This window comes from Caulobacter sp. Root343 (assembly GCF_001425745.1).
Classification (GTDB): Bacteria; Pseudomonadota; Alphaproteobacteria; order Caulobacterales; family Caulobacteraceae; genus Caulobacter.
Genome location: NZ_LMDF01000007.1, coordinates 530,172 through 554,609, shown reverse-complemented (window position 1 = coordinate 554,609; position 24,438 = coordinate 530,172). Strand labels below are relative to the sequence as shown.

General features: G+C 69.3%; 19 protein-coding genes. 6 read left to right on the top strand and 13 right to left on the bottom strand.

Annotation, left to right across the window (positions count from 1 at the left end):
- Positions 1-231: 231 nt before the first annotated feature.
- Positions 232-1,707 carry an alpha/beta hydrolase gene (locus ASC70_RS15240; RefSeq protein WP_056052794.1) on the bottom strand — a complete coding sequence of 492 codons (1,476 nt, stop codon included), beginning with the start codon at positions 1,705-1,707 and terminating at the stop codon, positions 232-234.
- 222 nt (positions 1,708-1,929) lie between these two features.
- On the opposite strand from ASC70_RS15240, the gene ASC70_RS15235 reads away from it, so the two are divergent.
- The gene (locus tag ASC70_RS15235; RefSeq protein ID WP_082539725.1) at positions 1,930-3,255 is read left to right on the top strand and encodes a LytTR family DNA-binding domain-containing protein; all 1,326 of its coding nucleotides are present in this window, start codon (positions 1,930-1,932) and stop codon (positions 3,253-3,255) included.
- Between the two features lie 27 nt (positions 3,256-3,282).
- On the opposite strand, the gene ASC70_RS15230 is transcribed toward ASC70_RS15235, so the two are convergent.
- Genes ASC70_RS15230 through ASC70_RS15215 form a run of 4 tightly spaced genes read right to left on the bottom strand, consistent with a single transcriptional unit; the run spans position 3,283 to position 7,921 of the window.
- On the bottom strand, positions 3,283-4,107 hold the full coding sequence (locus ASC70_RS15230) for a cyanophycinase (protein WP_235519408.1): 825 nt from the start codon (positions 4,105-4,107) through the stop codon (positions 3,283-3,285).
- A 1-nt stretch (position 4,108) separates the two neighbouring features.
- Positions 4,109-4,981, bottom strand: a complete 873-nt coding sequence (locus ASC70_RS15225) for an isoaspartyl peptidase/L-asparaginase family protein (RefSeq protein ID WP_056051461.1) — start codon at positions 4,979-4,981, stop codon at positions 4,109-4,111.
- Entirely contained in the window at positions 4,974-7,718 is a 2,745-nt protein-coding gene (gene cphA / locus ASC70_RS15220; protein ID WP_056051459.1) for a cyanophycin synthetase, read from the bottom strand. The genes ASC70_RS15225 and cphA overlap by 8 nt, the downstream gene beginning before the upstream one ends.
- A complete protein-coding gene (locus ASC70_RS15215; protein ID WP_056051457.1) occupies positions 7,715-7,921 on the bottom strand; it encodes a hypothetical protein in 207 nt (68 codons plus the stop codon). Before ASC70_RS15215 ends, cphA begins: the two co-directional genes overlap by 4 nt.
- A gap of 184 nt (positions 7,922-8,105) precedes the next feature.
- Between ASC70_RS15215 and ASC70_RS15210 the strand changes: the two genes are divergently transcribed.
- The 5 genes from ASC70_RS15210 (at position 8,106) to ASC70_RS15190 (ending at position 13,778) form a co-directional block, all read left to right on the top strand.
- Positions 8,106-9,032, top strand: coding sequence for an iron-containing redox enzyme family protein (locus tag ASC70_RS15210; RefSeq protein WP_056051456.1), 927 nt, complete (start codon positions 8,106-8,108; stop codon positions 9,030-9,032).
- Positions 9,029-9,376: a hypothetical protein gene (locus ASC70_RS15205; RefSeq protein ID WP_056051453.1), complete on the top strand. Its 348-nt coding sequence runs from the start codon at positions 9,029-9,031 to the stop codon at positions 9,374-9,376. The genes ASC70_RS15210 and ASC70_RS15205 overlap by 4 nt, the downstream gene beginning before the upstream one ends.
- Positions 9,377-9,631: 255 nt before the next feature.
- Complete coding sequence (locus ASC70_RS15200) at positions 9,632-11,284, top strand: MFS transporter (protein WP_056051451.1); 1,653 nt, start codon at positions 9,632-9,634, stop codon at positions 11,282-11,284.
- Positions 11,281-12,405: an HlyD family secretion protein gene (locus ASC70_RS15195; RefSeq protein ID WP_056051450.1), complete on the top strand. Its 1,125-nt coding sequence runs from the start codon at positions 11,281-11,283 to the stop codon at positions 12,403-12,405. The genes ASC70_RS15200 and ASC70_RS15195 overlap by 4 nt, the downstream gene beginning before the upstream one ends.
- On the top strand, positions 12,405-13,778 hold the full coding sequence (locus tag ASC70_RS15190; RefSeq protein WP_056051448.1) for an efflux transporter outer membrane subunit: 1,374 nt from the start codon (positions 12,405-12,407) through the stop codon (positions 13,776-13,778). Before ASC70_RS15195 ends, ASC70_RS15190 begins: the two co-directional genes overlap by 1 nt.
- On the opposite strand, the gene ASC70_RS15185 is transcribed toward ASC70_RS15190, so the two are convergent.
- The 8 genes from ASC70_RS15185 to ASC70_RS15150 form a co-directional block, all read right to left on the bottom strand.
- Positions 13,775-14,521: a FadR/GntR family transcriptional regulator gene (locus ASC70_RS15185; RefSeq protein ID WP_056051446.1), complete on the bottom strand. Its 747-nt coding sequence runs from the start codon at positions 14,519-14,521 to the stop codon at positions 13,775-13,777. The genes ASC70_RS15190 and ASC70_RS15185 overlap by 4 nt on opposite strands.
- A 96-nt stretch (positions 14,522-14,617) precedes the next feature.
- The gene (locus ASC70_RS15180) at positions 14,618-17,479 is read right to left on the bottom strand and encodes a TonB-dependent receptor (RefSeq protein ID WP_082539724.1); all 2,862 of its coding nucleotides are present in this window, start codon (positions 17,477-17,479) and stop codon (positions 14,618-14,620) included.
- A 154-nt stretch (positions 17,480-17,633) separates the two neighbouring features.
- Positions 17,634-18,515, bottom strand: a complete 882-nt coding sequence (locus ASC70_RS15175) for a rhamnogalacturonan acetylesterase (RefSeq protein ID WP_056051445.1) — start codon at positions 18,513-18,515, stop codon at positions 17,634-17,636.
- 9 nt (positions 18,516-18,524) lie between these two features.
- Positions 18,525-19,277 (bottom strand): SDR family NAD(P)-dependent oxidoreductase, encoded by a 753-nt coding sequence (locus ASC70_RS15170; protein WP_056051443.1) that lies wholly within the window; start codon positions 19,275-19,277, stop codon positions 18,525-18,527.
- Positions 19,274-20,569, bottom strand: coding sequence for an MFS transporter (locus ASC70_RS15165; protein ID WP_056051440.1), 1,296 nt, complete (start codon positions 20,567-20,569; stop codon positions 19,274-19,276). Before ASC70_RS15165 ends, ASC70_RS15170 begins: the two co-directional genes overlap by 4 nt.
- Complete coding sequence (locus ASC70_RS15160) at positions 20,566-22,773, bottom strand: alginate lyase family protein (RefSeq protein WP_056051438.1); 2,208 nt, start codon at positions 22,771-22,773, stop codon at positions 20,566-20,568. The genes ASC70_RS15165 and ASC70_RS15160 overlap by 4 nt, the downstream gene beginning before the upstream one ends.
- 349 nt (positions 22,774-23,122) lie before the next feature.
- The gene (locus ASC70_RS15155) at positions 23,123-23,575 is read right to left on the bottom strand and encodes a MarR family winged helix-turn-helix transcriptional regulator (RefSeq protein WP_056052788.1); all 453 of its coding nucleotides are present in this window, start codon (positions 23,573-23,575) and stop codon (positions 23,123-23,125) included.
- 89 nt (positions 23,576-23,664) lie between these two features.
- Positions 23,665-24,399 (bottom strand): GntR family transcriptional regulator, encoded by a 735-nt coding sequence (locus ASC70_RS15150; protein ID WP_056051436.1) that lies wholly within the window; start codon positions 24,397-24,399, stop codon positions 23,665-23,667.
- Between the last annotated feature and the right edge of the window lie 39 nt (positions 24,400-24,438).

The following is a 24,438-nucleotide window of genomic DNA, read 5'->3' as shown; positions in this document are numbered from 1 at the left end:
CAAGGCGCGCGCGCAACCTGGACCGATCTGACTGCAACATCCGATTACCTCCCTGGCCCGGCGTTCTTATGACACCGGTATCATGCTGGACTTATAGTTCGAGAGGTTCGGGCATTTTGCAAATGGTTTTGGCCACGACCACTGGCTCTCGTGAGTAATCGCGGGCTCGTCGCGCGGCGCCGCCGTGGATCTCGCGCCACCCTCGAAAAGATTTCAGGGAGCCAAGCCGGGTCAAGCCAACTGGAACTTCGGCGGCGGCAGGCTCAGCCGGGTGTCGCTAAAGGACTCGCCACGGAAGAACCGCACCAGCAAATCCCGCACGCCGGGGTGGGCCTCGAAGACGTTATGGCCGGCGTTCTCGACAAGCACGCGCGACTTGCGCCGGAACTGAGCCGCGACTTCGTCCTGCTCGGCCAACGGCGTGCGGCCGTCCAGCGAACCGGCGACCAACAGGGCGGGATGGTCGATGCGGAGCGGCGCCCGGAAGCCTTCGCCGAGATCGACGCCCGGAACCACGCCCAGCAGCTGTGGCATCGGGAAGTTCAGCGCCGCGCCGAGCACGGCGGTCCGCGCCTCACGCCGCACCAGGGCCAGCCGGCGCGGCGAAATCCCGGACGCCAGATCCGTGGCCTCGGGCATGCCGGTTATGCTCAGCAGGTCGGCCACATCGCCCAGGAACGGCGCCAACACGTCGGTCCGCCCCGCATCGAGGGCGAGATACAGGCTCGGCAGCATGGCCAGGGTGTTGGGGTTGGCGATCAGCCCCCCCGCCAGCAACTGGACGCCGAAGCCGCCCATCCGGATCTCAGCCGCCGCGCCGTTCAGCTTGACCTTCGTCGGAGCCGGTTGCGTCTCCAGCCTGGCGTGCACGCGGCGCATCAAAGCCGGCAGGTCCGGCACGGCCGCGCGAACGGCGGGATCGGCGGCCAGTAAAGCGTCCACCTGGCGCAGAAGGTCGTCAATCGCCGCCGGCCGCTTCACCGTCTGGTCCTGGCCCTCCAGACTGGCCAGGGCCACGCGGTTCACCCTGTCACCGTGCCGCTTGAGCATGCTGAGCGCCAGGTGCGTGCCGTAGCTGATGCCCCAGAGGTCGACCTTTTCCGCGCCGAGATGACGTCGCAGGTCGTCGATGTCGTCGGCGTTCTGTTCGGTGTTGTAGCCGGTCATGGCCACGCCTGCCTTGGTCCAGTCGGCCCATGCGCTCTGGAATTCCGTGCGGAAATGGGAGGTCAGCCCGGCCTCCGTGAACACCGGCGGCGGGCGGGTCCAGAGCGGTCGCTCCGGAATGGCGTTGGACAGGCCGGTACCCCGCTGGTCGAAGGCGATGACATCCGCCACCTCGCGCAGGGCCATGAAGATCGGAAAGCGCGGTCCGCCCGCCGCCCGCGTCGCCGTGCCGCCGGGGCCACCCGCCAGGTAGACGATCGGCGGCCCCGGCTTGGCCGCCGTCGAAGCGAACCGGACATAGCTCAGCCGGATCTTCCGCGAGCCGGGATCGCGACGATCTTCGGGGACCTCGAAGAAACCCCGCTCGGCGTCGGTCTCGACGCCCTGCAAGCCCTTGAAGCGGAAGGGGCCGGCCTGCGATGGAGACGTCGTCGGACCAGGGGCTTGGGTCGGAGCGACAGCCTGGGCGAACGCCAGGCTCGGGAAGACCAGGCTGGCGGCGGCGAGCAGGGTGCGGCGATGAAGCGAGGTGTGGGTCATGCCGACAGCTGAGCCGTCCGCGACGCGATCCGCCACGCCGCTTCGGTCAACGGCGTCCGGCCATCGGCGAATGGCGGCGCGTCTCGGTGAGCGGCGCCTTATAGAGAGGCTATGTGGCGAACCTTGTTTCTCGGCCTGCTCCTGACTGGCTTCGCGCCCCTGGCTCAAGCCCAGGATCTGTCGTGGCAGGCTTGTCATGGAGTCGCCGGGCCAGGCGGCCCCGTGTTGAGCGACTGCCGCCCGGTCCAGGGTTTCGTCGATCCACAAGGGCGGGAGCTCTGGATCCGCTCCACGATCGAGGCGCCGGGCGACGCTCGACCGCACGCGCTCTATCTGGGGGGCGTCGCTTCGTCCGAGGCTTGGCTCAACGGCCAACGCCTGGGCGCCAACGGCCGTCCCGGCGCGGCACGGCGGGAAGAAATCCCCGGACGCTACCAGGCGGTCTTCCCTATCCGCGACACCGCCTGGCGACCCGGCGAGAACAGCCTGGTGCTGCACCTTTCGTCCTTCCATGGCGGCCTGCGTTTCGCTCGCCCGATGAACGCCATGGGCGTCTGGCCCTATCCCTTTCCTCAACGCCAAGCGCTGCTGGCCGTCACCTTCGTGGCGGCTGGCGCGCTGTTGGCCGCCGCGTTCGGCTTCGCCGTCATCCACGTCATGCGCCGCACAGATTCCAGCCTGATCTTGGCCGCCATGGCCGCGGTCGCGGCCCTGCAGGCCGTCGTCGAGAGCCTGCGGACGCTGTCCAACTATGCCTATCCGCTGCACGCTTGGCGGATGAGCGCCATCTGGGTGTTGGCCGCCACCTTTGCGATCCTGCTGGTGACCTATGCGGCCGCCCGGTTTCTGCCCAAGGCGCGGAGCCCGATGGTCGGCGCGGCCTTGGTCGCCGTCGGGGTCACCGCCCTATTGCCTGGCTTCGACCAGAAGACGGTGTGGGCGCTGATCATCGGCGTGGCGCTCGCCGTCCCACCGGCCGCGGCGGGCGTGTATCGGCGCATCCCCGGCGCACGGTTGACCCTGGTCTACCTGGCGCTGTTCCTGGCGCTGGCCTTGGGGTTCCCCGACTGGCTGGCCGATCTATCCTATTTCCTGCTCGCCGCCGGCCTGGTCCTTCCACTGCTGATGGTCGAGGTGGTGCGGCTGAGCCGCGACGACCGCGGCCGCGAGGCCGCCCTGACCCGCGCCGCCAGCCGCCCCGATCGTCTGACTGTGGCCTCGGCGCGTGGCGTCGAGCTGGTGCCGATCGCCGAGATCATGGCCGTGGTGGGAGCAGACGACTATGTCGAGCTGCGGCTGGTCGGCGGCCGCAGCCTGCTGCACGCCGCTCGGCTCGACGGTCTGGCGACCCAGTTGCCGGCGAATTTCCTGCGCGTCCACCGGTCGGTGATCGCGAACCTGGCCCAGGTGCAGCGCCTGGAGCGCGATGGTGATCGTTGGCGGCTGCACCTTAGCGAGGGCTCGCCCCTGCCCGTCAGCCGCTCCCGTCAACCCGCCCTGCGCGAAGCCCTGGACGTTCCTCCTTCCGTACCGGCGCTGTCGGCGTAGCGCCATGAGCGGCGGCGGCTCCTTCGCTCAAGCCACCCTGATCGGCGCCGGCTGTCCTTGCGGCCGTCGGCTGCGGAGGTCGAAGCTGTCGCCGTCGGCCAGCACGTGTAGGCGCACGTCCAGAATCGAGAGCGCGCCGTCGGTCTTGGCCTCGGCGATGTTCGAGGCCGTCACGCCCTCGGCGTCAACGACATAGACGCCGCCGCTGCCGATGACGGTGAAGGTGTCGCCCTTCACGATCAGGGCCGTGTCCTCGTCGATCCCGAGGCCTAGCACGCGAGGGCTCTGGGCGACGGCGCCCAGCAGGCGCCCGATCCGGCCGCGCTCGGCGAAGTGCTGGTCGATGATCACGTCGCGCACCAGACCCAGCCCCGGCGCCATCTGCAGCCCGCCGATCCGGTGCGTCTCGGCGCTGGCGCCGCGAACCATCATGGTGTCGCTCATCACCGACGCTCCGGCCGAGGTCCCGGCCAGCACGCCGCCGGCCCGCCAGATCTCGCGAACCCGCCGTTCGATCGGCGTATCGCCGATCTGGCTGGAAATGCGCAGTTGGTCGCCGCCGGAGAAGAACACGCCGCCGGCCCCGTCCAGCAGCGCCAGCTTTTCCGGATCGTGGGTCTCGGCGCGGTCCTCGACATAGAGCTCGACCAGTTCCGAAGCGCCCAGGTCGGCGAAGGCCTTGCGATAGGCCTCGAAATAGCCGTCGGGCGACCTGGAGGCGATCGTCGCCAGCACCAGCTTGCCGCCGCGCAGGCGTTCGGCGACGGCGCGCAGGATCACCTTGTCGCCCTCCTTGTCCTCGCCGCCGCCAATGATGATCAGCGTCCCTTCGTCGCCCGAACGCTCCGTCACCTCATTCTCCATCGTCTTCGTCACGCGCCACGAAAGCCCGGGCGGGCCGGTCGCTGGCGGCGTGAGCCACCGCGAACTGGGCGTTGTTGTGGCCCCAACCGATCCGGCCATGGCGGTCGATGACGATCAGGCCGGCCTCGCCGCCGACCCGCGCCAGCGAGGCCATCGCGGTCTCGATCGCTGCATCCGGCGCCTGCTCTTCCAGCGCCTGGATCAGCCGGGCCGCCAGAGTGGTGCGGATCAGGCTCTCGCCCTCGCCCGATAGGGACACGGCGCCGACCGCGTTGTCGGCGTAGAGGCCGCATCCCGGCAAGGGCGAGTCCCCGACCCGGCCAACCGCGCAACCGGTCAGACCTCCCGTCGACGTTCCAGCCGCCAGATTTCCAGCCAGGTCCAACGCCACGCAGCCGACGGTGTCGCACCCCTTCCCGTCGGCTTGGTCGACCAGTAGGTCTGCCGGCGCACAAAGCTCCTGGCCGTGGGCGCGGGCGAAGGCCTCTGCCCCCTCGCCGACCAGCAGGACCGGTCGCTCGGGCAACATCGCCCGCGCCACGGAGATGGGATGGCGCAGCGTGCGGACGGCGGCCACGCCGCCGACGGCCAGGCTGGCGCCATCCATGATCGCCGCGTCGCACTCGACCTCCCCGGCCGCGTTGCGCACCGAGCCTCGCCCGGCGTTAAAGGTGGGATCGTCCTCTAGCGCCCGCACCGCAACTTCCACCGCCGATAAGGCGTCGCCGCCGGCCGCCAGGATCGCCGCGCCGGCCTCGGCGGCGGCCAGGCAGCCCTGCCGATGCCGCGCCCACGCCGCTGGCGCGATCGCCTTGGCGCCGCCGTGGACGATCAGCGCCCAGCGCCCTCCCGCGTCAGGCAACCGCGCCTCCCATCATGTCCTCCGACGGCGGCGACAGCGCGTTGGCGGCGGGGCGGAACGCCTCCACCTGCCGCCAGATCCGCTCGACCGAGGTCGGGAAGATCATCACGAGATCGCCCGGCGCCGCGCTTCGCAGCGCCAGGTCGACCGCCTGTTCCTCGCCGAGCACCCGGTGCAGGTTGTCTTCGGGAAAGCCCTTGGCCAGCGCCCCTTCGCTCAGCATCGCCACCACGGCGCCAGAGGCCCGTCCACGGCCGTCCGGACGTTCGCGGAAGATCAGCTCGTCGAACAGCTCGGCGGAGATCTCGCCCATCTCGCGGATGTCCTCGTCGCGCCGGTCGCCCGGAATGCTGACCACGCCGATCACCCGCCCGGCGGAAGGCCGCAGCTTCTCGACCACGGCGCCGATCGCGCGCAAGGCCGCTGGATTGTGGGCGTAGTCGACGATGACCCGAAAGCCGTGACCGTCGTGAATGTTGAACCGGCCCGGATTGTCCTGGTGCGACGAGGCGAAGCCGCGCAGGGCCCGCGCCATGGTCTCCACCGGAACGCCTTGCGCGTGTCCCGCCAACAGCGCGGCCAGGGCGTTGGCGACATTGAACTCCGCCAGGCCCGACAGGGTCGCGGGGATCTCGTCGGCGCTGACCACGGGAATTCGCCGGCCGCCGTCGTGGATCACCAGGTCGCCGCCGCGCACGGTGCGCTCCCGCGCCGCCAGCAGCCCGCCTTCCGCAACGTGTTTCTGAAGGAAAGAGCTCATCTCCGGTCCCCCCTCCAGCGTGAAGAAGGCCACGCGCCCGCCGGCGTGTCGCGCCAACCGCAGGGTCATCGGATCGTCGCCATTGAGCACGCTGACCCCGCGCCGCGAGACCGACTCCGTCACGATCGACTTGACCTTGGCCAGGTCCTCTAGCGTGTCGATCCCCTTGAGGCCGAGATGGTCGGGGGTGACGTTCAGCACCATGCCGACGTCGCAATGGTCGAAGGCCAGGCCTTCGCGCAGAAGTCCGCCGCGCGCGGTCTCCAGCACCGCAACCTCGACGGTCGGGTCACTCAGCACCATGCGGGCGCTTCTCGGTCCGCTGGCGTCGGCGGCCAGCAGCCGCTCGTCGTCGATATAGACGCCGCTGGTGTTGGTCAGGCCGACGGTGAGGCCGCGCTCGCGGAAGATCCGCGCGACCATTCGGCCGACCGTCGATTTGCCGTTGGTGCCGGTGACGGCGACGATCGGGATGCGGCTGCGCGCGCCGGGCGGATAGAGATGCGCGAGCACTGCGCGGGCGACGTCGCGCGGCTGACCCTCGGACGGTTCCAGGTGCATGCGGAAGCCCGGCGCGGCGTTGACCTCGACGATGCCGCCGCCGGTTTCCCGCACCGAACGGCGGATGTCGGGGGCCACGAAGTCGATGCCGGCGACGTCCAGACCGACCGTCAGGGCCGCGCGGCGGGCGATTCTGGCGTTTTCGGGATGGATCTCGTCCGTGCGGTCGATCGCCGTGCCGCCCGTCGAGAGGTTGGCCGTGGCTCGCAGGACGACGACGCGGTCGGCGTCGGGGACCGAATCCAGGGCCAGCCCCACACGCGACAGCATCTCGCGTACATGATCGTCGACGACGATGCGGGTCATCACCTGCTCGTGGCCCACGCCGCGCCGGGGATCGGCGTTCACGGTCTCGATCAGCTGCGCGATCGTCGAGCGGCCATCGCCGACTACCTGGGCCGGGACGCGCTCGGCCACGGCCGTCACCTTCCCGCCCACCACCAGGATCCGGTAGTCCTTGCCCTGGAACTGTTCCTCGACGACGACCCAACGGCCGTGCTTGGCCGCCTGCTCGAAGCCCCAGCGGATCTCCGCCTCGCTCCGCAGGTCCAGATTGACGCCGCGGCCGTGATTGCCGTCGAGCGGCTTGATCACCAGGGGCGGCCTTAGCCGCGCCGCCTCCTCGAGCGCCTGGTCAACGGTTCGGACCACAGCGCCCGTCGGAGCCGGGAGGCCGACCCGGCTCAGTAGCCGCTTGGTGAGATCCTTGTCGCCGGCGGTCTGCACCGCGATCTGCGAGGTCTCGCCGGTGATGCTGGCCCGCGTCACCCTATGGCAGACGCCATAGCCGAACTGCACCAGGCTATGCTCGTCCAGGCGCTGGACCGGGATGCCGCGACGGCGGGCCTCGGCGACCAGCGAGCGCGTGGTCGGGCCCAGCATTTCCCGGGTCGCGATGCGACGCAGGCGGGCCAGCGCGGCGTTCAGGTCGAACGGCGTCTCGACTCCCTCTCCCAACGGCTCGGACACTCGATCCAGGCCGTCAATCCCGCGGAGCTCGGCCGGCAGCAGGCTGTCGACCAGCAGCAAGGCCAGCCGGCCCGCCGCACGCGCCGGCGCCTCCTCCTCGTAGGCATAGAGCACGTCATAGACGCCCGGCCGCCCCCTGACTGAACGAGTCTTGCCGCGCGTGACGCCGATCCCCGCGCGGGCCTGGAGCTCGAGCGCCAGATGTTCGATCACGTGGCCCAGCCACGTGCCCTCCCTCAGCCTACGGACGAAGCCGCCGGGCGCTTGGTACGAACAGCCGTGCTCCTCGAGTCCCGGCAGGGCCAGTAGCAAGCGGTCGATGAACCCCGGCAAGCGATGGCTAGGCCAGAACTCCAGTTGCTGGAGGTCCAGCCGCAGGCGGATCATCGGCGTGGCGGAATAGTAGTGAGGTCCGCGATAGGTCGCGGTTTCGAGGACGCGGATCATGCGGCGTTCGCCACGGGCGCGATCTCGCCGGCGGTCTCCTCGTCGCAGGCGCGACAGATCTGGCGAATGACGAAGGCGGCGGCGATGGCGCGCGATCCGGCCAGCCCTTCGCCGAGGACGGCCCCGTCGCGGACAGCGCTCCAGAACCAGGCGCGGCCCGCTGGACGGATCGAGAAACGGACGCCCGAAGATGTGGTCGACATGTCTTCCCCACGATTTCACAGCGGCGACAAAAACGGAGCCGCGAGCTCGCCGGTTCCCGCGCCACTGCTTTTTGATGGGAAGATTAAATCATTCTATTCAATATCTTATGTGACGTTCTCGACATTGGAACCTGAGGTAGGCGGCGCGCGCTGTAGACGCTCATAGTACTCTTACGAGGTCATGATGAGCACGCCGCAGCCTGTTGCGATCGCCAACGCCGCGCCCCTCGATATCGATTATCTCTCGGATGCGTTCCAGCAGCGGCTGTCGCGCTGGAACCACGACCGGCTCACCCCCGCCCAACCGCACGACGCCTGGCGCGCCGAGCTCGCCCAGGAGCATGAGATGCGCCTTCTTGAGGGCGCGTTCATCGAAGCCGAGCGCGCCAGGATCGCGCCCGGGGTCGCGGCCATACCCGACGACGCCGACGGCTTCGTCGCCTGGTTCGAGGCCTTGAAGGAGACCGGCCCCGGCCAGAATGACCCGCTGTTCCCCTGGCTGGCCGAGGACGCTCCGTTCGAGGACATGCGCTGGTTCCTGCTGCAGGAGGTGGCCGGCGAGGCCGGTTTCGACGACCTGGTCGCCCTGACCCAGGTCAAGATGCCGACCCAGGCCAAGCTCGAACTGGCCCGCAACTACTGGGACGAGATGGGCCGTGGCGCCGAGGCGGGCATGCACGGACCGATGCTGGCCCAACTGGCCAGTGCGCTCGAACTGGACCCGACCATCGAAGGCACCTGCGCGGCTTCGCTCGCCCTGGGTAATACGCTCGTGGCCTTCGCCACGACCCGTCGCTACGCCTATCACGCCGTCGGCGCCCTCGGAGCGGTGGAGCTGACCGCGCCGTGGCGAGCTGATCTCGTGGCCAAGGGCCTCAAGCGCCTGGGCGTCGGCAAGAGCCGCAAGTACTTCGCCCTGCACGCCACGCTCGACATCGCTCACTCGGAGGCTTGGAATGCCGAAGTGCTGCGGCCCCTGGTCGAGGCGGACCCGTCCTGCGCCCGCTTCATCGCCGAGGGCGCGCTGATGCGGCTCGAGGCCGGCCGTCGCTGCTTCGAGACCTATCGGGCGCACCTGTGGTCGACTGCGCGCATGCGGGCGGCCGAATGACCCGCCGGGCGCTGATGGAGCACGCCGACGGTCGGGTCGGCGAACTGTTGGCCAGCCTGGGTTACCTTGTCGTCGACGAGGACCACGCGCCGCTGTCCGCGCTGCGCGATCTTGAACCCGTCGACCTGATTGTCGGCGGCGTGCGGCGCGCGACCGCCGAGGCTGACCTGCGCCACCTGACGACGCTGCACGCGCTCGCCCCGGAGACGCCGATGGTGGTGGTGGCCGACGCGCTCGACGACGGCGCGGGCCATCTGCTGAGCGACGCCCTGCTGGACGTGCCGATCATCCGGCGTGGCCGCGAACGCGAACTGCTCGCCGCCGCGCTCGCCGCCGCCGCTTAGAACGCAAGCCTGCTTCAGCAATACCGAACCCTCCGCCCCACCTTTAAAGGGGTCGACCTTCCGAAATTCACGACCCAGAGTGCCGTCGAAGCGGCGCTGGAACGGATTGGCCCCGGACGGCTTTGCATCACAATTCGAATGCACGGCATCGGTTGCGGAAGGTGGCCATGAACGACTTACCCATAGCGCCACCGCGCATCGCCATTCCGGCTCGGGCCGCAGGCCCTGGCGTCCTCCTGGCCGCCCGCCCCTGACATGCCCCAGCACGGCCAGCAGATCGGGTCGGCGCCGGATTGGCTCCCGCACGAACGGCCGCTGCTGCCAGGCTCACCGGCGACACCCTATTTCCCGCTCCGCTTCCGGATCGTCCACGGCCTGATCGCCTTGCTGATCGGGGTGACCGGATCGCTGGGCGCGGCTCTGGTCCAGGTCAACCTGCCGGCCATCCAGGGAGCCTTGGGCCTGACTCCGACACAGGGGGCCTGGCTGACCACCATCTACATCATGACCAACATCTCGATGAACCTGTTGCTGGTGAAATACCGCCAACAGTTCGGCATCCGCCGGTTCACCCTGGTGTTCCTGAGCCTCTATACGCTGGCCGCCTTCGCCCATCTGATGCTGGACAACTTCCCCGCGGCCCTGCTGCTGCGGGCGATCAGCGGCGTGGGCGCGGCGGCGCTCAGCGCCCTGGCCATGTTCTACATGCTGCAGGCCTTTCCGGCGTCGTTCCGAATGGGCGCCCTGGTGCTGGGCGTGGGCGTGTCGCAGCTGGGCGGCCCCCTGGCGCGGGTAATCTCCACCGACCTGCTCGACGCGGCCTACTGGCACGGCCTCTATGCCCTGGAAGCGTGTCTGGCCGCGGCCAGCCTGGCAGCCGTCCTGTTGTTTCGCCTGCCGCGGGGTGTGCGGATCCATGTTTTCGAGCGCACGGACATCCTGACCTTCGGCCTGCTGGGCGGAGGTCTCGGCCTGATCGTCGCCGTCCTGGGCCTGGGGCGCGTGGTCTGGTGGTTCGAGGCCCCGTGGCTAGGTTGGTGCCTGGCGGTCGCCGTGGCGCTGCTGGCGGCCGGCGCCCTGGTCGAGCACGGCCGCGCCCACCCGCTGATCGACACGCGCTGGGTGGCCACCGGGACCTTTCTGCGCTTCAGCTTCAACGTCGCCCTGGTGCGGGTGGTGCTGGCCGAACAGAGCGTGGGCGCGGCGGGCCTGATGCAGGCCTTGGGCCTGGCCCAGGAGCAGCAGCGCCTGCTCTACGCCGTGGTCCTGGCGGCCACCGCGGCCGGCGTCGTGCTCAGCGCCCTGACCCTGAACCAGAAGACCCTGGCGCCGCAGTTCCTGCTGTCGATCCTGTTGATCGCCGTCGGATCCTTCCTCGACGCGCGGGCCACGCCCCAGATCGGTCCGGCCAACCTGTTCCTCAGCCAGGCGCTGCTGGCCTTCGCCGCGGCCATGTTCCTGGGTCCGTCGTTCATGTTCGGCGTCGGCCAGTTGCTGACGCGGGGCCTGGGCTCGATCATCACCTTCTCGGTGATGTTCGGGGTGGCCCAGAACCTGGGCGGCCTGTTCGGCGCGGCGATGCTGGGCACGTTGCAGACGGTCCGCGCCCAGCAGCACGCCGTCGGCCTGGCCGAACGCCTGACCGGGACCGACCCCAGCGTCGCGGCGACGCTGCAGGCCTATGCCGGCGTCTATGCCCCGACCCAGGCCGATCCGGTCTTGCGGGCCGCCGACGCCAGCGCGCTGCTGAGCCAGCAATTGACCCAGCAGGCCAATGTACTGGCCTTCAACGACGTCTTCCTGGTGGTTGGCGTCGTCGCCCTGCTGCAGTTCTTCTATGCCGGCTTCCTGTTCTTCCGCCTGGCCCGCCGCACGGCCGCCGCCGCCACCGCCCGAGAGACCGCATGACCGACGCGCCCTCGCCGCCCGCCCCGCCGCAGCCGGAGGACCGCGCCGCCGCGGCCGCTGCTCCCCCCGCGCGGCCGAAGCCGCCGACCATACGAGCCATCGTGTTCACCGTCCTGGGCGCCCTGGCGCTGGTGGTGCTGATCCTGTTCCTGTGGAAGCTGCCGCCGTTCGCCGGTTCGGTGCAGCGCACCGACAACGCCTATGTCCGCGGCCAGGTGACGGTGATCGCGCCGCAGCTCAGCGGCTATGTCACCCAGGTCATGGTCCAGGACTTCCAGACCGTGCGCGCCGGCCAGCCGCTGTTCGAGATCGACCAGCGCATCTACGCCCAGCGCCTCGACCAGGCCCGCGCCACGGTGGCCGCGCGGGAGGCGGATCTGGCCAACTCGGTCCAGGCCCGCGCTTCGCGCGAGGCGACCGTTCGCAGCCGCCAGGCCGACATCGGCTCGGCCCAGGCCCAGGTCGAGCGAGCCCGCGCCGACATGGCCCGCGTCGCCGAGCTGGCGACCGACGGCTCGGTGTCGCTGCGCGAGCGCGACCAGGCCCGCGCCGCCCTGCGCGCCGCCGAGGCGACCCTGACCTCGGCCCGCGCCGGCCAGGAGATCGCCCGCCAGGACGTTCGCTCGGTCAGCGTTTCGCGCCAGGGCCTGGAAGCCGCGGTCGCCGCCGCCAAGGCCGCCCAGCGCCTGGCCGAGATCGACATGGCCAATACCATCGTCTTGGCGCCCACCGACGGCCAACTGGGCCAGGTTGGCGTGCGCCGCGGCCAGTACGTCACGGCCGGCAGCCAGCTGGTCGCCCTGGTGCCGCCGCGGCTGTGGGTGATCGCCAACTTCAAGGAGCGCCAGTCGGGCCGCATGCGTCCGGGCCAGAAGGCGACCGTCACGGTCGACGCCCTCGGCGACCAGCGGTTCACCGGCCGCGTCGAGCAGGTCTCGCCAGCCACCGGCTCGGAGTTCAGTATCCTGCCGCCTCAGAACGCGACCGGCAATTTCACCAAGATCGCCCAGCGCCTGCCGGTGCGCATCGTGCTCGATCCTGGCCAGCCGGACCTCGCCCGCCTGCGCCCCGGCCTGTCGGTCGAGGTCGAGGTGGACACCGCCGCGAAGGGCCGCCGCTGATGCGCCGCGCGTTCGCGGTCCTCTCGGGCGTCGGACTCCTGGCGGCCTGCGCGACGCCGGGCCCCAGGACGTCGCCGCCACCCGAATCCAGCGTCACCGCGCCCGCCGCTTGGCGCGCGCCGGCCGACGTCGGCCAGGACGCCGCCATTGCCGCGTGGTGGACGGCCTTCGGCGACCCGCGCCTCTCCGACTTGGTCGCCGCGGCCCTCGCCCGCAACGCCGATCTCGGCGCGGCCGAGGCCCGGATGCGCGAGGCCGAGGCGCAGAGCCGCCTGGCCCGCGCGGCGCTGGCGCCCTCGGTAAACGGCTCGGTCGGTGCGCAGAAGACCCGCGAGCTGAACGCCTTCGGCGCGCCGAGCGACACGCTGGCCATCCAGCCTCAGCTACAGGTCGCCTACGAACTGGATCTGTGGGGTCGGTTGCGTGAGGCTTCCGCCGCCGCCCGGGCCAGCCTGCAGGCCAACCGCTACGCTCGCGACGCCGCTCGACTGTCGGTCGCCGCCGCCGTGGCCCGCGCCTATGTCACGCTCGTCTCGCTCGACGCCCAGCTGACCACGGCCCAAGCCACCCTGGCCTCACGCCAAGAGGCGACCACCCGCGCCCGCCGCCGGGCCCGCGAAGGGGTGACCTCCGACCTCGAACTGCGCCAGGCCGAGGGCGAGCTGGAGGCCGCCGCCCAGCGCGTGCCGGCCTTGGAACTGGCCGTTCGGCGGCAGGAGAACGCCCTAACCCTGCTGGTCGGCGAGACCCCCGGCCCGGTGGCGCGTGGGAGCCTTGCCACGCTGACCATACCGCGACCGGCCGCGCCGCTGCCCTCGGCGCTGCTGGCCCGGCGTCCGGACATCGCCCAGGCCGAAGCCGGCCTCGTCGCCGCCGACGCCAGTCTCGACTCCGCGCGCGCGGCCTTCCTGCCCCAGGTCCGGCTGTCGGCGGCCGGTGGCGGCCTGTTCGTCCAGCATCTGGACCCGGTGACGGTATGGAGCGTCGGAGCCAGCGTCCTGGCGCCGATCTTTGACGGCGGCCGCCTGCGCGCCCAATCCGATGCGGCCGCCGCGCGCCGCGACCAGGCCGCCTTCGCCTATCGTAAGGCCGCCCTCACCGCCTTCGGCGAGGTCGAGAGCGCGCTGGAAGGAACCGGCCGTCTCGCCGAACAAGAGGCCGCCGCCAATCGCCAGCGCGCGGCCGCCGCGTCGGCCCTGGACCACGCCCGCAAGCGATATCAGGCTGGCTATGTCGCCTATCTGGAAGAGCTGGACGCGCAGCGGGGCCTTCTGGCCACCGACCTGGCGCTGTCGCAGATCCGCGAGGCGCGCCTGCAGAATGCGATCGCGCTGTACCAGGCGCTAGGCGGAGGATGGACCGCCGGCCCCTAGGCCAGTTGGGCGCTCATCAGGAACCGACTGCGGCTTTGCGCGGCCTTTTGCTCGAGCTCGAGCCGCTCCTGCTTTTCCGTGGCGTCCAGCATCGCTTCGAGCAGTCTCGAGAAATGCTGCCGCATGGCCAGCCGCGCGGCCTTGGCATCGCGTCGCCGAAGAGCCTCGACGATGGCGGCGTGCTCGTTCTGCCGCGCGGCGCCGTCGTGATGGCAGACGCTTTCGTGCGTCACCCGCACCTGCGGAACCTCCATGCGGAACTTCCACAGCGTCTCGACCGTGTGGATGATGACCCGATTGCCCGAGGCCGCGGCGATCGTCATGTGGAATTCACGGTCGGCGGCCGTCGAGCGCTCGTCGTCGCCATTATCCTCGGCCATGACCGCGAGCAGCTCGTCCAGCTTGGCCAGGTCCGTCTCTGAGATAATCGGCGCGGCCAGGGCGGCGGCCTCGGATTCGAACAGCGATCGCGCCTCGGTCAGCTCGAAGGCGCTGACCGTAGGCAAGACGTCGCTGCTGGCGGCCTTGGGACCGCAGACATAGACCCCCGAGCCCGCCCGGATCTTCAACAGGCCACGGGCCTGCAAGGCGATCTCGGCCTCGCGGATGGTCACCCGGCTGGCGCCCAGGCGCTCCGACAATTCCCGCTCGCCGGGCAGCCGTGAGCCAGGCGAAAACTCTCCCGCCTGGATCAAGTCGGCGATCTTCTCGGCGATATCCTCGAAAAGGCGGCGATCGGCCATGGCGCTCTCTATGTCCTAGCTACGTCACCAGCCTTGCCCGAACCGCCCGGAAATTGGAATAGGCAATTGGGCTAGGCCCGAGCCGCACCGCATCTCTTACAGTCGGGCGCGCACGCCAATGAAGAACTGCGGCCCGAAATACTGGTAGTTCCGCGTGCTGCCATAGACCGGCATCGAGTCGACCTTGACCTCGTTGAACAGATTGAGCGCCTGGAAGCGCACGTCGATGTGACGATTGACCTTGTAGCTGGCCGAAAGGTCGAAGGTGTCGCTGCCCGCGATGTACCGCAGCTGAGCGTTGCCGCCAACGAAGTCCTGATAGAACTTCGAACGCATACGGTAGATGCCCTGGATGTTGAATGGGCCGGCGTCATAATAGAGCTGGGCCGACAGCACGTGCTTGGAATAGCCGTTCAGGTTGGCGGCCGGAATCATGCCCGGCGTGACGGCTTGGGTCTCGGGGTCGATCACGTCGCCCAGCCGGATGTCGTGGTTCTTGAAGTTCGAGACGGCGTAGTTGTAGCTGATCTTGCCCCCGAAACCGTCGAATGGCTTGGGCAGCCACGAGAACCGGTTGGCCAGCGTCAGCTCCACGCCATAGACGTGGCTCTTCTCGGCGCTGTTCTGGGTCTGGGTCACCGGCACGATCACCGTCTGGCCGCCGATCACGAACGGCTCGTCGGTGGTGACCGGGATGAAGCCGCCGGTGAACTGCTTGTAGTAGACGGTGGCGGCCAGCAGGGTGTCGCGGTTGGGATAGCGCTCGATCGCCAGGTCGCCGTTCCACGACATGATCGGCTTCAGGCGCGGACTGCCGCTGGCTACGATATCGGCGATAGCGTCCTGCACCGAGGTGAAGTCGGTCCCGTCTTCCAGCCGGATCGCGCGGCCGGCCGTCAGACTGCTGGGCGCGGGCCGCGACATGGCGCGATAGCCGGCCACGCGCAGCACGGTCTTGGGATCGAGGTCGAAATTGGCGTTGACGCTGGGCAGTACGCGGAAGCTGCTGGCCTTGATCGTCACGCCCTCGAACTGGCCGTTCTCCTGCAGGCGGATCGAGCCGTCGGGGTTGGTGATCACGTTCAGGCCGGCGCGCAGCCCCTTGGACGCGACCTTGGTGTCGACCAGTCGGACGCCGAAATTGCCGCGCACCGGCGTCGCGCCGATCTCGCCCTTGTAGGACCCCATCAGATAGCCCGACCACACGGTCTCGGTGACGTCGGCGTTGTCGACCGAGCGCAGATCGCCGCTGTCGCCGGGATCTTCGGTGTTCAGATAGTTCTGGAATTGGCACAGGGTGTCGAACGTGGCCCAGCTGCGGATCTGCTTGCCCGGCGCATCGGACAGGTAGTCGGACTGCGGGAACGGGGTGCGGCAGGCCAGGTTGACCCGCTTGTCGTCCGCCAGGCTGGCCAGGTCGATCGTCACCGTGTCGTCGTAGCGCGTGTACTGGCGGCGCGAGAAGCGGCCGCCGGCGGCGATGCGGCTGACGAAGCCGTCCAGATCGTAGCGCGCGTCGAACCGGGCGGCGAAGATCTCGTCCTTCTTCTGCTCGCCCTCGCGGGTCAGCCGGGTGTCGTCGCTGTACAGCGTGTAGTCGTCGGCGTTGAAGCGCGGATCCAGCGTGATCGTCGGCGCGAAGCCGTTGCGCGCGTCATAGACGTAAGGGATGCGCTGGTTGTTGAAGACGGTCTTGACGCCGTTGATGTCCAGCGGATCGGTGCGCAGGCGCACGGACCGGGTCAGGTCGTCCCGCACGGTCCGGGAATAGGAAACGTCGCCGCTCAGCGTCAGGCGGGCGCTGGCCTCGAACGCGACGCCGGCCCCGCCGCCGAGATAGCGCTCCTGGCGCTGGAACAGGGTCGAGACCGACTGCAGCGTGCTCGAGCCCTCGGCGTACAGCAGCTTGCCGTCCGGCCCGTACTGGACGCTGCGCAGGTTGTAGCGCGTCTCGGCGACGCCGAAATCGTGGCGGTCTTCGGCGTAGGTCCGCTTGGAGTATTCCAGATCCAGATTGACGTCGATCCGGTCGTTCGGCTTCCACTGCAGGGACCCGAACACCGCGTCGCGCCGCTCGTGGGCGCTGAGCTGGCGATAGGTCATCGAGTTGGGGACCAGGTAGAACGGCGTCCCGGTCAGGGCCTGGGCCCGGCTAATCTCGGTGCAGTTGGCGGTCGAGACGATGCGGGGGTTGCAGGCCACCCAGGTGTTGGAGGCGACATAGGCCTCGTTGGGATCGTCGACGGCGTTGCGCTGCACGCCCAGCGACACGCCGATGTCGCCCAACTTGCCGGCGTGGAACTGGTCGACATAGCTGGCCGTGCCGCGCCAGCCCCACGGGCTGCCGCCCCGGATGCGGTCCTGGTATGAATTGTAGTTGCCCTTGATCTCGCCCGAGACCAGCCGCTTGCCGTAGTCGAGCGGCTTCTTGGTCTCCAGCTCGATCGAGCCGGCCACCCCGCCCTCGATCAGGTCGGCCTGCTGCGACTTGTAGATCTTGATGCCGTTGAACAGCTCGGACGGGAACTGGCCGAAATTGACGGCGCGGTCGCCGCTGCCGTTCGAGGCCTCGCGGCCGTTGAAGGTGGTGGCGCTGAGGAACGAGCCCAGGCCGCGCAGCGACACCTCGGTCGGGCCATAGTTGCCGCGGTCGGCGGTGGCGCCGGTGATGGTCTCGATGGCCTCGCCGATCGACTGGCCGGGCAGGTCGCCGATCTCCTTGGACGACAAGGCGTCGACGATGGCGACGGAGTCGCGCTTGACGGCGATCGAGGTCTGCATCGTCTGACGGATGGCGCTGACCACGACTTCGTCGACCTGATCGGTTTGCACCGGAGGCGTGGCCTGGGCGGCGGCCTGACCGACGAACGCCGCGGCCGAGACGGCGACGCTCCAGCCCAGCGCGGCGTGCGAGATCCTGCCCATGGACCGGTGGCCCTGGCCTTGATTGGCGCGCATGTGCCGCCCTCCCTTTTGTTCTTATGCCAAAACGGTGCGCCGCGCCCCAACCGGAGTCAAGATAGATCGCATACCTCTTTAGCAGTTTATTAGGACCAAATTCTCAGACGTATATATATACCAATATGAGAACTGGTCTGGGCCGACGCTCAGGCTAAGGAAGGAGCTGGCTGCGCAGCGCCGGCACGGCGGTCGCCAGGCCCTCGGCGACGATCCTGGAGAACACCCGCGCCCCGTCGGGCCCCACGTGGGTGTAGTCGAACTTCAGGCCGATCTGGCCGCGCGGGCCGGTCGCCGTGATCGGGACGTCGGGCAGACGCGCCTCCTCCGCCGGCCGCGGCGGCAGGGTGGTCCCGGCCTTGGCGGCGGCGACCTCGGCGTCGTTGGGCGGCGCCATCGCCAGCGCCATGGCCGCGACCGGCCCCAGCGCCTCGACGTGGGCGGCGCTGTCGCGATTGAGGTCGACCAGCGGCGTCTGGGTCTCGGCCGCCACCTTGCGCACCTGGTCGGACCAGACGTCGAGCGTGTTGTAGAGCTTGCCAGCCCTGAACTCGCGCCGGGTCAGCGGGGTCAGCAGCACCGGCTCGGCGCCCGCCGCGCGGACCTCCTCGACATAGCGCTTCAGATTGGCGGGAAACTCGGTCTCCAGGTCGGTCCAGCGCTCGCCCTTGGTCGATTGGTCGTTGTGGGCGAACTGGATCAGGACGTAGGTGGCGCCATAGCCCTTCACCCGCGCCTCGTTCAGGGCGATGTCCCAAGAGCCTTCGGCGCGGTAGCTGCGGGTCGAGCGCCCTCCCCGGCCCAGGTTCAAGCAGGCCACCGACGACTTGACGTGCAGGTCGCAGAAGTTCGACGCCCAGCCGCTGCCCGGCGCCATGGTGGAATCGCCGACCAGGATGATCTTGTAGGCCTTGATCGGCGCGGCGTCGGTGCGGGGCTCGCGCTCCCGCGCCGGCCCGGGGGCCTGGGCCGCGGCGACGGCGGGGGCCGCCGCCAGCAGGGCCAGGACCGCCAGCGTGGCGCGTTTGTGGTTCATGTAGTCCTCCTACGAGAAGGCCAGGCCGCCGTTGATGTCGAGGTTCACGCCGGCCAGGAACGCGGCGTCGTCCGAGGCCAGGAAGGCGACCGCGGCGGCCACCTCCTCGGGCCGGCCCTCGCGGCGCAGCGGCGTGTTTCCGGCCACGGCCTTGCGGCCTTCGGGCTTGGAGAAGATGTCGTGGAAGCTGGTGCCGATCAGGCCTGGGCACAGGGCGTTGACCCGGATGCCCTGCGGGCCCAGTTCCTTGGCCCAGCCCCGGGTCAGCGTCATCAAGGCGCCCTTGGACGCGGCGTAGAGGCTGGCCCCCGGACCGCCGCCGTCGCGGCCGGCCAGCGAGGCGATGTTGATGATCGCCCCCCCGGATGGAATGTGCGGCAGGGCCGCCTTGGTCACCAGGAAGGCCGACTTCAGGTTCAGGTCCATGACCGTGTCGAAGAACGCCTCGTCCGTCTCGGCCAGCGTCTTGCGGGCGACCATGCCGCCGGCCAGGTTGACCAGGATGTCGATCTTGCCGCCGAACGCGGCGACCGCCGCATCGACCAGGCCCGCGACCTCGGCCGGCGAGGTCACGTCGGCCCGGTGCAGCAGGGCTGCGCCGCCGGCGGCTTCGATCTGGCGGACGGTTTCCGTCGCCGACGCCTCGTCGCCGCGATAGTTGACGACGACCTTGGCGCCCTCGGCGGCCAGGCGCATCGAGACGCAGCGCCCGATGTCGCGACCTCCGCCGGTGACGACCGCGACCTTATCCTTGAACCTCATACCGAAGGCCCCTTTTCACTGATGTCCGAAAGCGGCGGCGGCACGGGCGTCACGCGCCCGCCCAGCAGCCAGAGAGACGCCACGCCGACCGGGACAATGGCCGCGGCGAGCACGAAGATCGGGCCGTAGCCCCGGGTGGTCATGACCGGCACCAGCCAGGTGGTGACCAGGGTCCCGGCCACGGCGGCGCTGCCGCCGATCCCGGCGATCGAGCCGACCGCGCCGCCGCCGAAATAGTCGCTGGGCAGGGTCTGGATGTTGTTAATGGCCACCTGGAAGCCGAACAGGATCACGGCGATCAGCAGAACAGCGCTCAGTGGATCGGCCGCCCTCGAGGTCAGGACCAGGGCCGGCAGCATGATCGCGCCGCCCAGGGTGACGGCCAGCCGCCGCGCGGCCAGGGTCGCCCAGCCTTGTCGGATCAGGGCGCCCGACAGCCAGCCGCCGCCGAGGCTGCCCAGCATGGCCCCGACGAACGGCACCCAGGCGAACAGGCCGATCTGGCGCACGTCGAAGCCGAAGGTCTCCGACAGGTAGATCGGCAGCCATGAGACGAACAGCCACCAGACCGGATCGAGGAAGAACCGCGAGACGATGATCGCCCAGCTCTGACGATGGCGCAGCAGCTGGCGGACGCTGGGCGAATAGTCCGCCGTCGCCGCGCCGGGCGCGCCGTCGCGATCGGCGATATGGGCCCGCTCGGCCGCGCTCAGCCACGGATGAGCGTCAGGATCGGCGCGATAGACGAACAGCCAGGGCAGCAGCCATAGAAAGCCCAGCACACCAACAACCAGGAACGTCGCGCGCCAGCCGATCGCTTCGTACAGCATGGCCACCAGCGGCGCGGAGATGATCGCGCCGATCGCCGCGCCGGAGTTGAACACGCCTTGGGCCAGGGCCCGCTCGCGTGGCGGGAACCACAGGGCGTTGGCCTTGACGGCGCCGGGCCAGTTGCCCGCCTCGCTGATCCCCAGGGTCACGCGCAGCAGACTCAGCACACCCAGCGAGCGCACCAGGCTGTGGGCGGCGATCGACACCGACCAAACCAGGATCGCGACCGCGAAGCCCATGCGGGCCCCGATCACGTCCAGGACTTTGCCGAACAGCGACTGACCCACCGCGTAGGCGACCATGAACACGGTCACCAGCAAGGCGTAGTCGGCCTTGTCGGCGCCGATGTCGCGCGACACCGCCGGCCACATCACCGCCAGGGCGTTGCGGTCGATATAGTTGATCACCGTCGCCAGGCCGATCAGCCCGACGATCAGCCAGCGCAAGCCGCCGCGCTTCATCGCTGAGCTCCCGCGCCGTCGAAGCGGGCGAAATGGCCCTTCCAGGTCACGGCCTTGCCGTCGACGACCGCCTTGTGCTCGCGACCGGCCTCGGCGCCATCGGCGACCGCCAGGGTCACCGTGCGTCCATCGACGAGATCGATCGAGACGAGGTCGGCGTCCGCCGAGCGGACATGGCTCAGAGCCTTGATCCGACTGGTGCTGCCCTTGGTCGTCTCGGCCGAGGGGTCATAGGCCCCGTGCGGCTCGAGCACCCCGACGAAGGTCGTGTCCGTCGCGTCCTTGACCCGCTGGATCAGCACCGGCTCGCGGCGCAGGTTGAACCGGGGATCATTGGCCCCGCTCTCGGCCAGGATCACCGAGGCCCCGGTCGGCGGCAGCATGCGCCAGGTGTAAAAACGGTTGTCGTTGATCCAGGTCAGGCGGGCATTGGACGCGTCGGGCGTCCCGGTCGCGTCGACCCACAGGTGCTGGTAGCCGGCGTCGGTCCCTAGGATCGGGCGCGCTCCGACGTTCGACCGCAGCGGAAAGCCGGCGTCGATGATCTGACCGGCGAAGTGTAGCGGCAGGTCATACTGCGCGGGCTTGCCGCCCTTGACGCTCAGCAGGTCCACGACCAGCGGCGCGGTCAGCCCCTCGACGGCGAGTTGCACCAGCGTGCGGCGGAAGGCGACGCCCGGATAGGCGCCGACCATCTCGGCCGTACTGACCTTGGTCGCGCCGGCGTCGGCGAAGAAGATCTGCTTGGGCGCCAAGGCGCTGGCCGCCTTGACCTTGCCGCCGAAATGGCTGGTTTCGTTCACCACCAGGGTGTTGTGGGCCACCGTCTGTTTGGCCCAGCTGGTGTTCTCCGCCAGGTAGCGACCGCCGTCCTTGGCTTCGATGTTCAGGAACCGGGCCGCGCCATAGTCCGTCACGATCGGGTGGCCGTTGTCGTAGAGGATCCAGTTCAGCTTGTCGTAGTGGCCATGGCCCATGCCCTGGGCGGTGTTCTTGGCCACCAGCACCTCGCCCTGGTCGCTGGGATCCGAGCGCATGATCGCCAGCCCGCCTTGCTCGCCCTCGGGCCCGTCGCGCAGCAGCATCGAGGCGTATGGGAACGGCTGAGCCTTGCCGGCCGCCACGTCGCGCGCGACCTCCAGGCCTTCCGGCGTCAGGGTCGTGCGGCCCTGCCACTGGGCGATCGACAACAGGCTGGGATCGTGGGTCACGCCATAGCCGATGGCCACGGCCTGGTAGAGCTCGTCGGTCCGCAGACTCTTGTCCGGCATCGCGTCGTTGAACGGGAAGAAATAGCCGTCATAGGTCAGCTGGACGCTGGCCTTGATCGCCTTCAGCAGCACGCCGTCGCGATAGGCGAAGATCTTGCGCTCCGGCGCATTGGCGTCGATCGCGTGGGCGAACAGCACGAACGGCTGCAGGGCGTAGCGCTGATAGTACGGCCCTTCGGTGTAGTAGCCGTCGGGCGAGAACAGCTGATCGATCTGACGCAGGAAGCCGGCCTTGCCGCTTCCGTCGAGTCCCTTCAACGCCTTGTCGACCAGGGCCTGGTCATGCAGCACGTAGCCGGTCATGCCGACCGCCGCGCAGGCCCAGGTGGCGTGGTTGTGGATGATGTCGAAGACCTGCGGCTGCTCCTCCGACAGGAACTTGGCCATCGGTCGGAAGACGTTCCGCTCGATCGTCTCGCGGTCCTGGGCCGGCAGGGCGTCGCGGACGGCGTCGTAGCCTTGGATCGCGTAGACCAGCCAGACCGCGTCGTTCAGGCTCTGCCAGAACAGCCGGCCGGCGGCCTCGTTCGACGCGGCCGGGTGCGGCCCCAAGCCTGGATAAAGCTTGGCGTAGGCCAGCAGCATCTTGCCGGCGTAGTCAGCATAGGCCTTGTCGCCGGTGGCCCGATACAGCAGTCCGGCGCCATAGAGAGCGGTGTAGTTGCGCTTGTGCTGCTCGTGGGTGCGGCCGCCGCCCGGATCCTTGGGGACAGGGACGTCAATCCCGGCCTTGATGGCCGCGTCGACCTCCTTGCGGACCCGCTTCAGTTCGCTGGCGAACATCGGATAGCGCGCGCCCTGGGCCAGGGCCTCGGTCGCCACGGCGTCGGAGGTTGGACGCGCCTCGGCGGCCCCGGCCGCGTCCGCGACCCCGCCCGTCGCGACCGCCGCGATCAACGCCGCCGCCAGCAGCCCGCCTCGCCCATACGCCATCGGATCCACTCCCTGGTCCCGGGCGGTTCTAGAGACCGCTCCGGCATTCCGGCCGCGAGCGAGGCATTCGCGCCCCAACCGACCTCAGGAAGGCATACTCGACTCATACCGGAAGTCATAGCCAAAAATAAGAAGTCGGATCGCTACAAACCTATACCAATTTCGAATACCAATTATGTCAGGCGGACTTTGAGCGATGCCGCCTCGAGACGGGACCCGAAACATCTGGAGCTTCAAGTCGGCCAATGGGAACGTGTTGTTGGCGCGCGCAAAGGCATGCCGCCGCCGCGGCCGAGCCGCGGCCGTACAGCCGGTATCGCTAGCCCGTTGGCCTGCTTGGACCCGGCAATTACGCCGACGCGCTGTCCGACCGGACCTTCGACAACAGCCGGCTGAGTTCCGCCTGCTCGGCTACGGTCAGCGCGCCAAACGCGGCTTGGTCATGCGCCAGGGTTTCCTGCTCAATTCGCGCGCGCAGGGTCTCGCCGGCGGCGGTGAGATGAAGGGCGTTGGTCCGCCGGTCACGGCCGGGGCGGCGTTCGATGGCGCCCAGAACCTCCAGCTCGTCGACGGCCTTCATCGTACTGGCCCGATTGACGCCCAAGGCCCGCCCCAGGGTCGTCTGATCGCAGCCGGCGTGCAGAGCGATATAGACGATCGCCGTCGCCCGCGCCGGCGTGACCTTCAAGGGCGACAGTCTCGCGGCCAGGCCCGCCATGGCGCGCACGTCGGCGTAGTGGAGCTGCAGCCCCAGTCTTTCGCCCAGCACGCCAAAGGCGGCGATCTCTTCCATGGTCGGCAAGCCCAATTCGTACGTCGAGGAAACTGTATTCCAGTCGCTTGTAAAGCGCTTTCACGGCGATCTCCAGGCCCTTAGCATGCGCTGACCGGTCAGTCGGCGCGAACCGTCCCGACCGCGCCCAGCGGTAGGCCCGCGCTGGCCGCCGCCTCGAAAACCTTGGTGTTGCGGATCGCCGCCAAGGCGTGATCGCGCATGATCCGCTCGGCCGTCATGACGTCGCCGCGCTCGATCGCGTCGAACACAGACTGATGCTGACGGTGGGCCGCCAACAGGTGATCATATTCGGCTTCCAGGTCCATTAGATCCAGAGCCAGGGCGCCCGCGCCCGCGAACGGTTGGAAATTGTTGCGCGCCAGGGCCGTCTCGATCGCGCCATTGCCCGCGCCGGCCACCAGGGCGTCGTGGAAGGCAAGATTATAGGCGGCGTAGCGGTCCATGTCCTCGGCGCTGAGCCGTCCGGCGGTGAAGAGCGCTTCGCCCTCGGAGATCAGCCCGGCCAGCCGCTCTCGCGTCGCCGGCGTCATGCCGCGCTCGGCCAGGCGGCGGGCCGCGAACCCCTCCAGCACGCCGCGCACCTCGATGGCGTCACGGATCCCGGCGCTGGAAATGCTTCGCGCCGCGTAGCCGCGCGCGCCCAAGCGTTCAACCAGGCCTTCCTGCTCCAGCGTGCGCAAAGCCGTTCGCACCGGCATGCGCGAGACGCCCAGCGCGGCGGCGGTCGAGATCTCGCCAATGCGCTCGCCGCTCTTGATCTCGCCCGAGGCGATCATCTTGCGAAGCGCCACGATCACCCGCTGGCCCGGCTTGATGGGTTTAGTCTCCATGCCGCGACCTTATCCGAGCCGCCTCTGCGGCCACAACCT

Bases quoted from the DNA above. Each gene is read 5' to 3' on its own strand.
- ASC70_RS15240 (WP_056052794.1), bottom strand. From the start codon at position 1,707: ATGACCCACACCTCGCTTCATCGCCGCACCCTGCTCGCCGCCGCCAGC.
- cphA (WP_056051459.1), bottom strand. From the start codon at position 7,718: ATGATCCGCGTCCTCGAAACCGCGACCTATCGCGGACCTCACTACTAT.
- ASC70_RS15215 (WP_056051457.1), bottom strand. From the start codon at position 7,921: ATGTCGACCACATCTTCGGGCGTCCGTTTCTCGATCCGTCCAGCGGGC.
- ASC70_RS15210 (WP_056051456.1), top strand. From the start codon at position 8,106: ATGAGCACGCCGCAGCCTGTTGCGATCGCCAACGCCGCGCCCCTCGAT.
- ASC70_RS15205 (WP_056051453.1), top strand. From the start codon at position 9,029: ATGACCCGCCGGGCGCTGATGGAGCACGCCGACGGTCGGGTCGGCGAA.
- ASC70_RS15200 (WP_056051451.1), top strand. From the start codon at position 9,632: ATGCCCCAGCACGGCCAGCAGATCGGGTCGGCGCCGGATTGGCTCCCG.
- ASC70_RS15195 (WP_056051450.1), top strand. From the start codon at position 11,281: ATGACCGACGCGCCCTCGCCGCCCGCCCCGCCGCAGCCGGAGGACCGC.
- ASC70_RS15190 (WP_056051448.1), top strand. From the start codon at position 12,405: ATGCGCCGCGCGTTCGCGGTCCTCTCGGGCGTCGGACTCCTGGCGGCC.
- ASC70_RS15185 (WP_056051446.1), bottom strand. From the start codon at position 14,521: ATGGCCGATCGCCGCCTTTTCGAGGATATCGCCGAGAAGATCGCCGAC.
- ASC70_RS15180 (WP_082539724.1), bottom strand. From the start codon at position 17,479: ATGCGCGCCAATCAAGGCCAGGGCCACCGGTCCATGGGCAGGATCTCG.
- ASC70_RS15175 (WP_056051445.1), bottom strand. From the start codon at position 18,515: ATGAACCACAAACGCGCCACGCTGGCGGTCCTGGCCCTGCTGGCGGCG.
- ASC70_RS15170 (WP_056051443.1), bottom strand. From the start codon at position 19,277: ATGAGGTTCAAGGATAAGGTCGCGGTCGTCACCGGCGGAGGTCGCGAC.
- ASC70_RS15165 (WP_056051440.1), bottom strand. From the start codon at position 20,569: ATGAAGCGCGGCGGCTTGCGCTGGCTGATCGTCGGGCTGATCGGCCTG.
- ASC70_RS15160 (WP_056051438.1), bottom strand. From the start codon at position 22,773: ATGGCGTATGGGCGAGGCGGGCTGCTGGCGGCGGCGTTGATCGCGGCG.
- ASC70_RS15150 (WP_056051436.1), bottom strand. From the start codon at position 24,399: ATGGAGACTAAACCCATCAAGCCGGGCCAGCGGGTGATCGTGGCGCTT.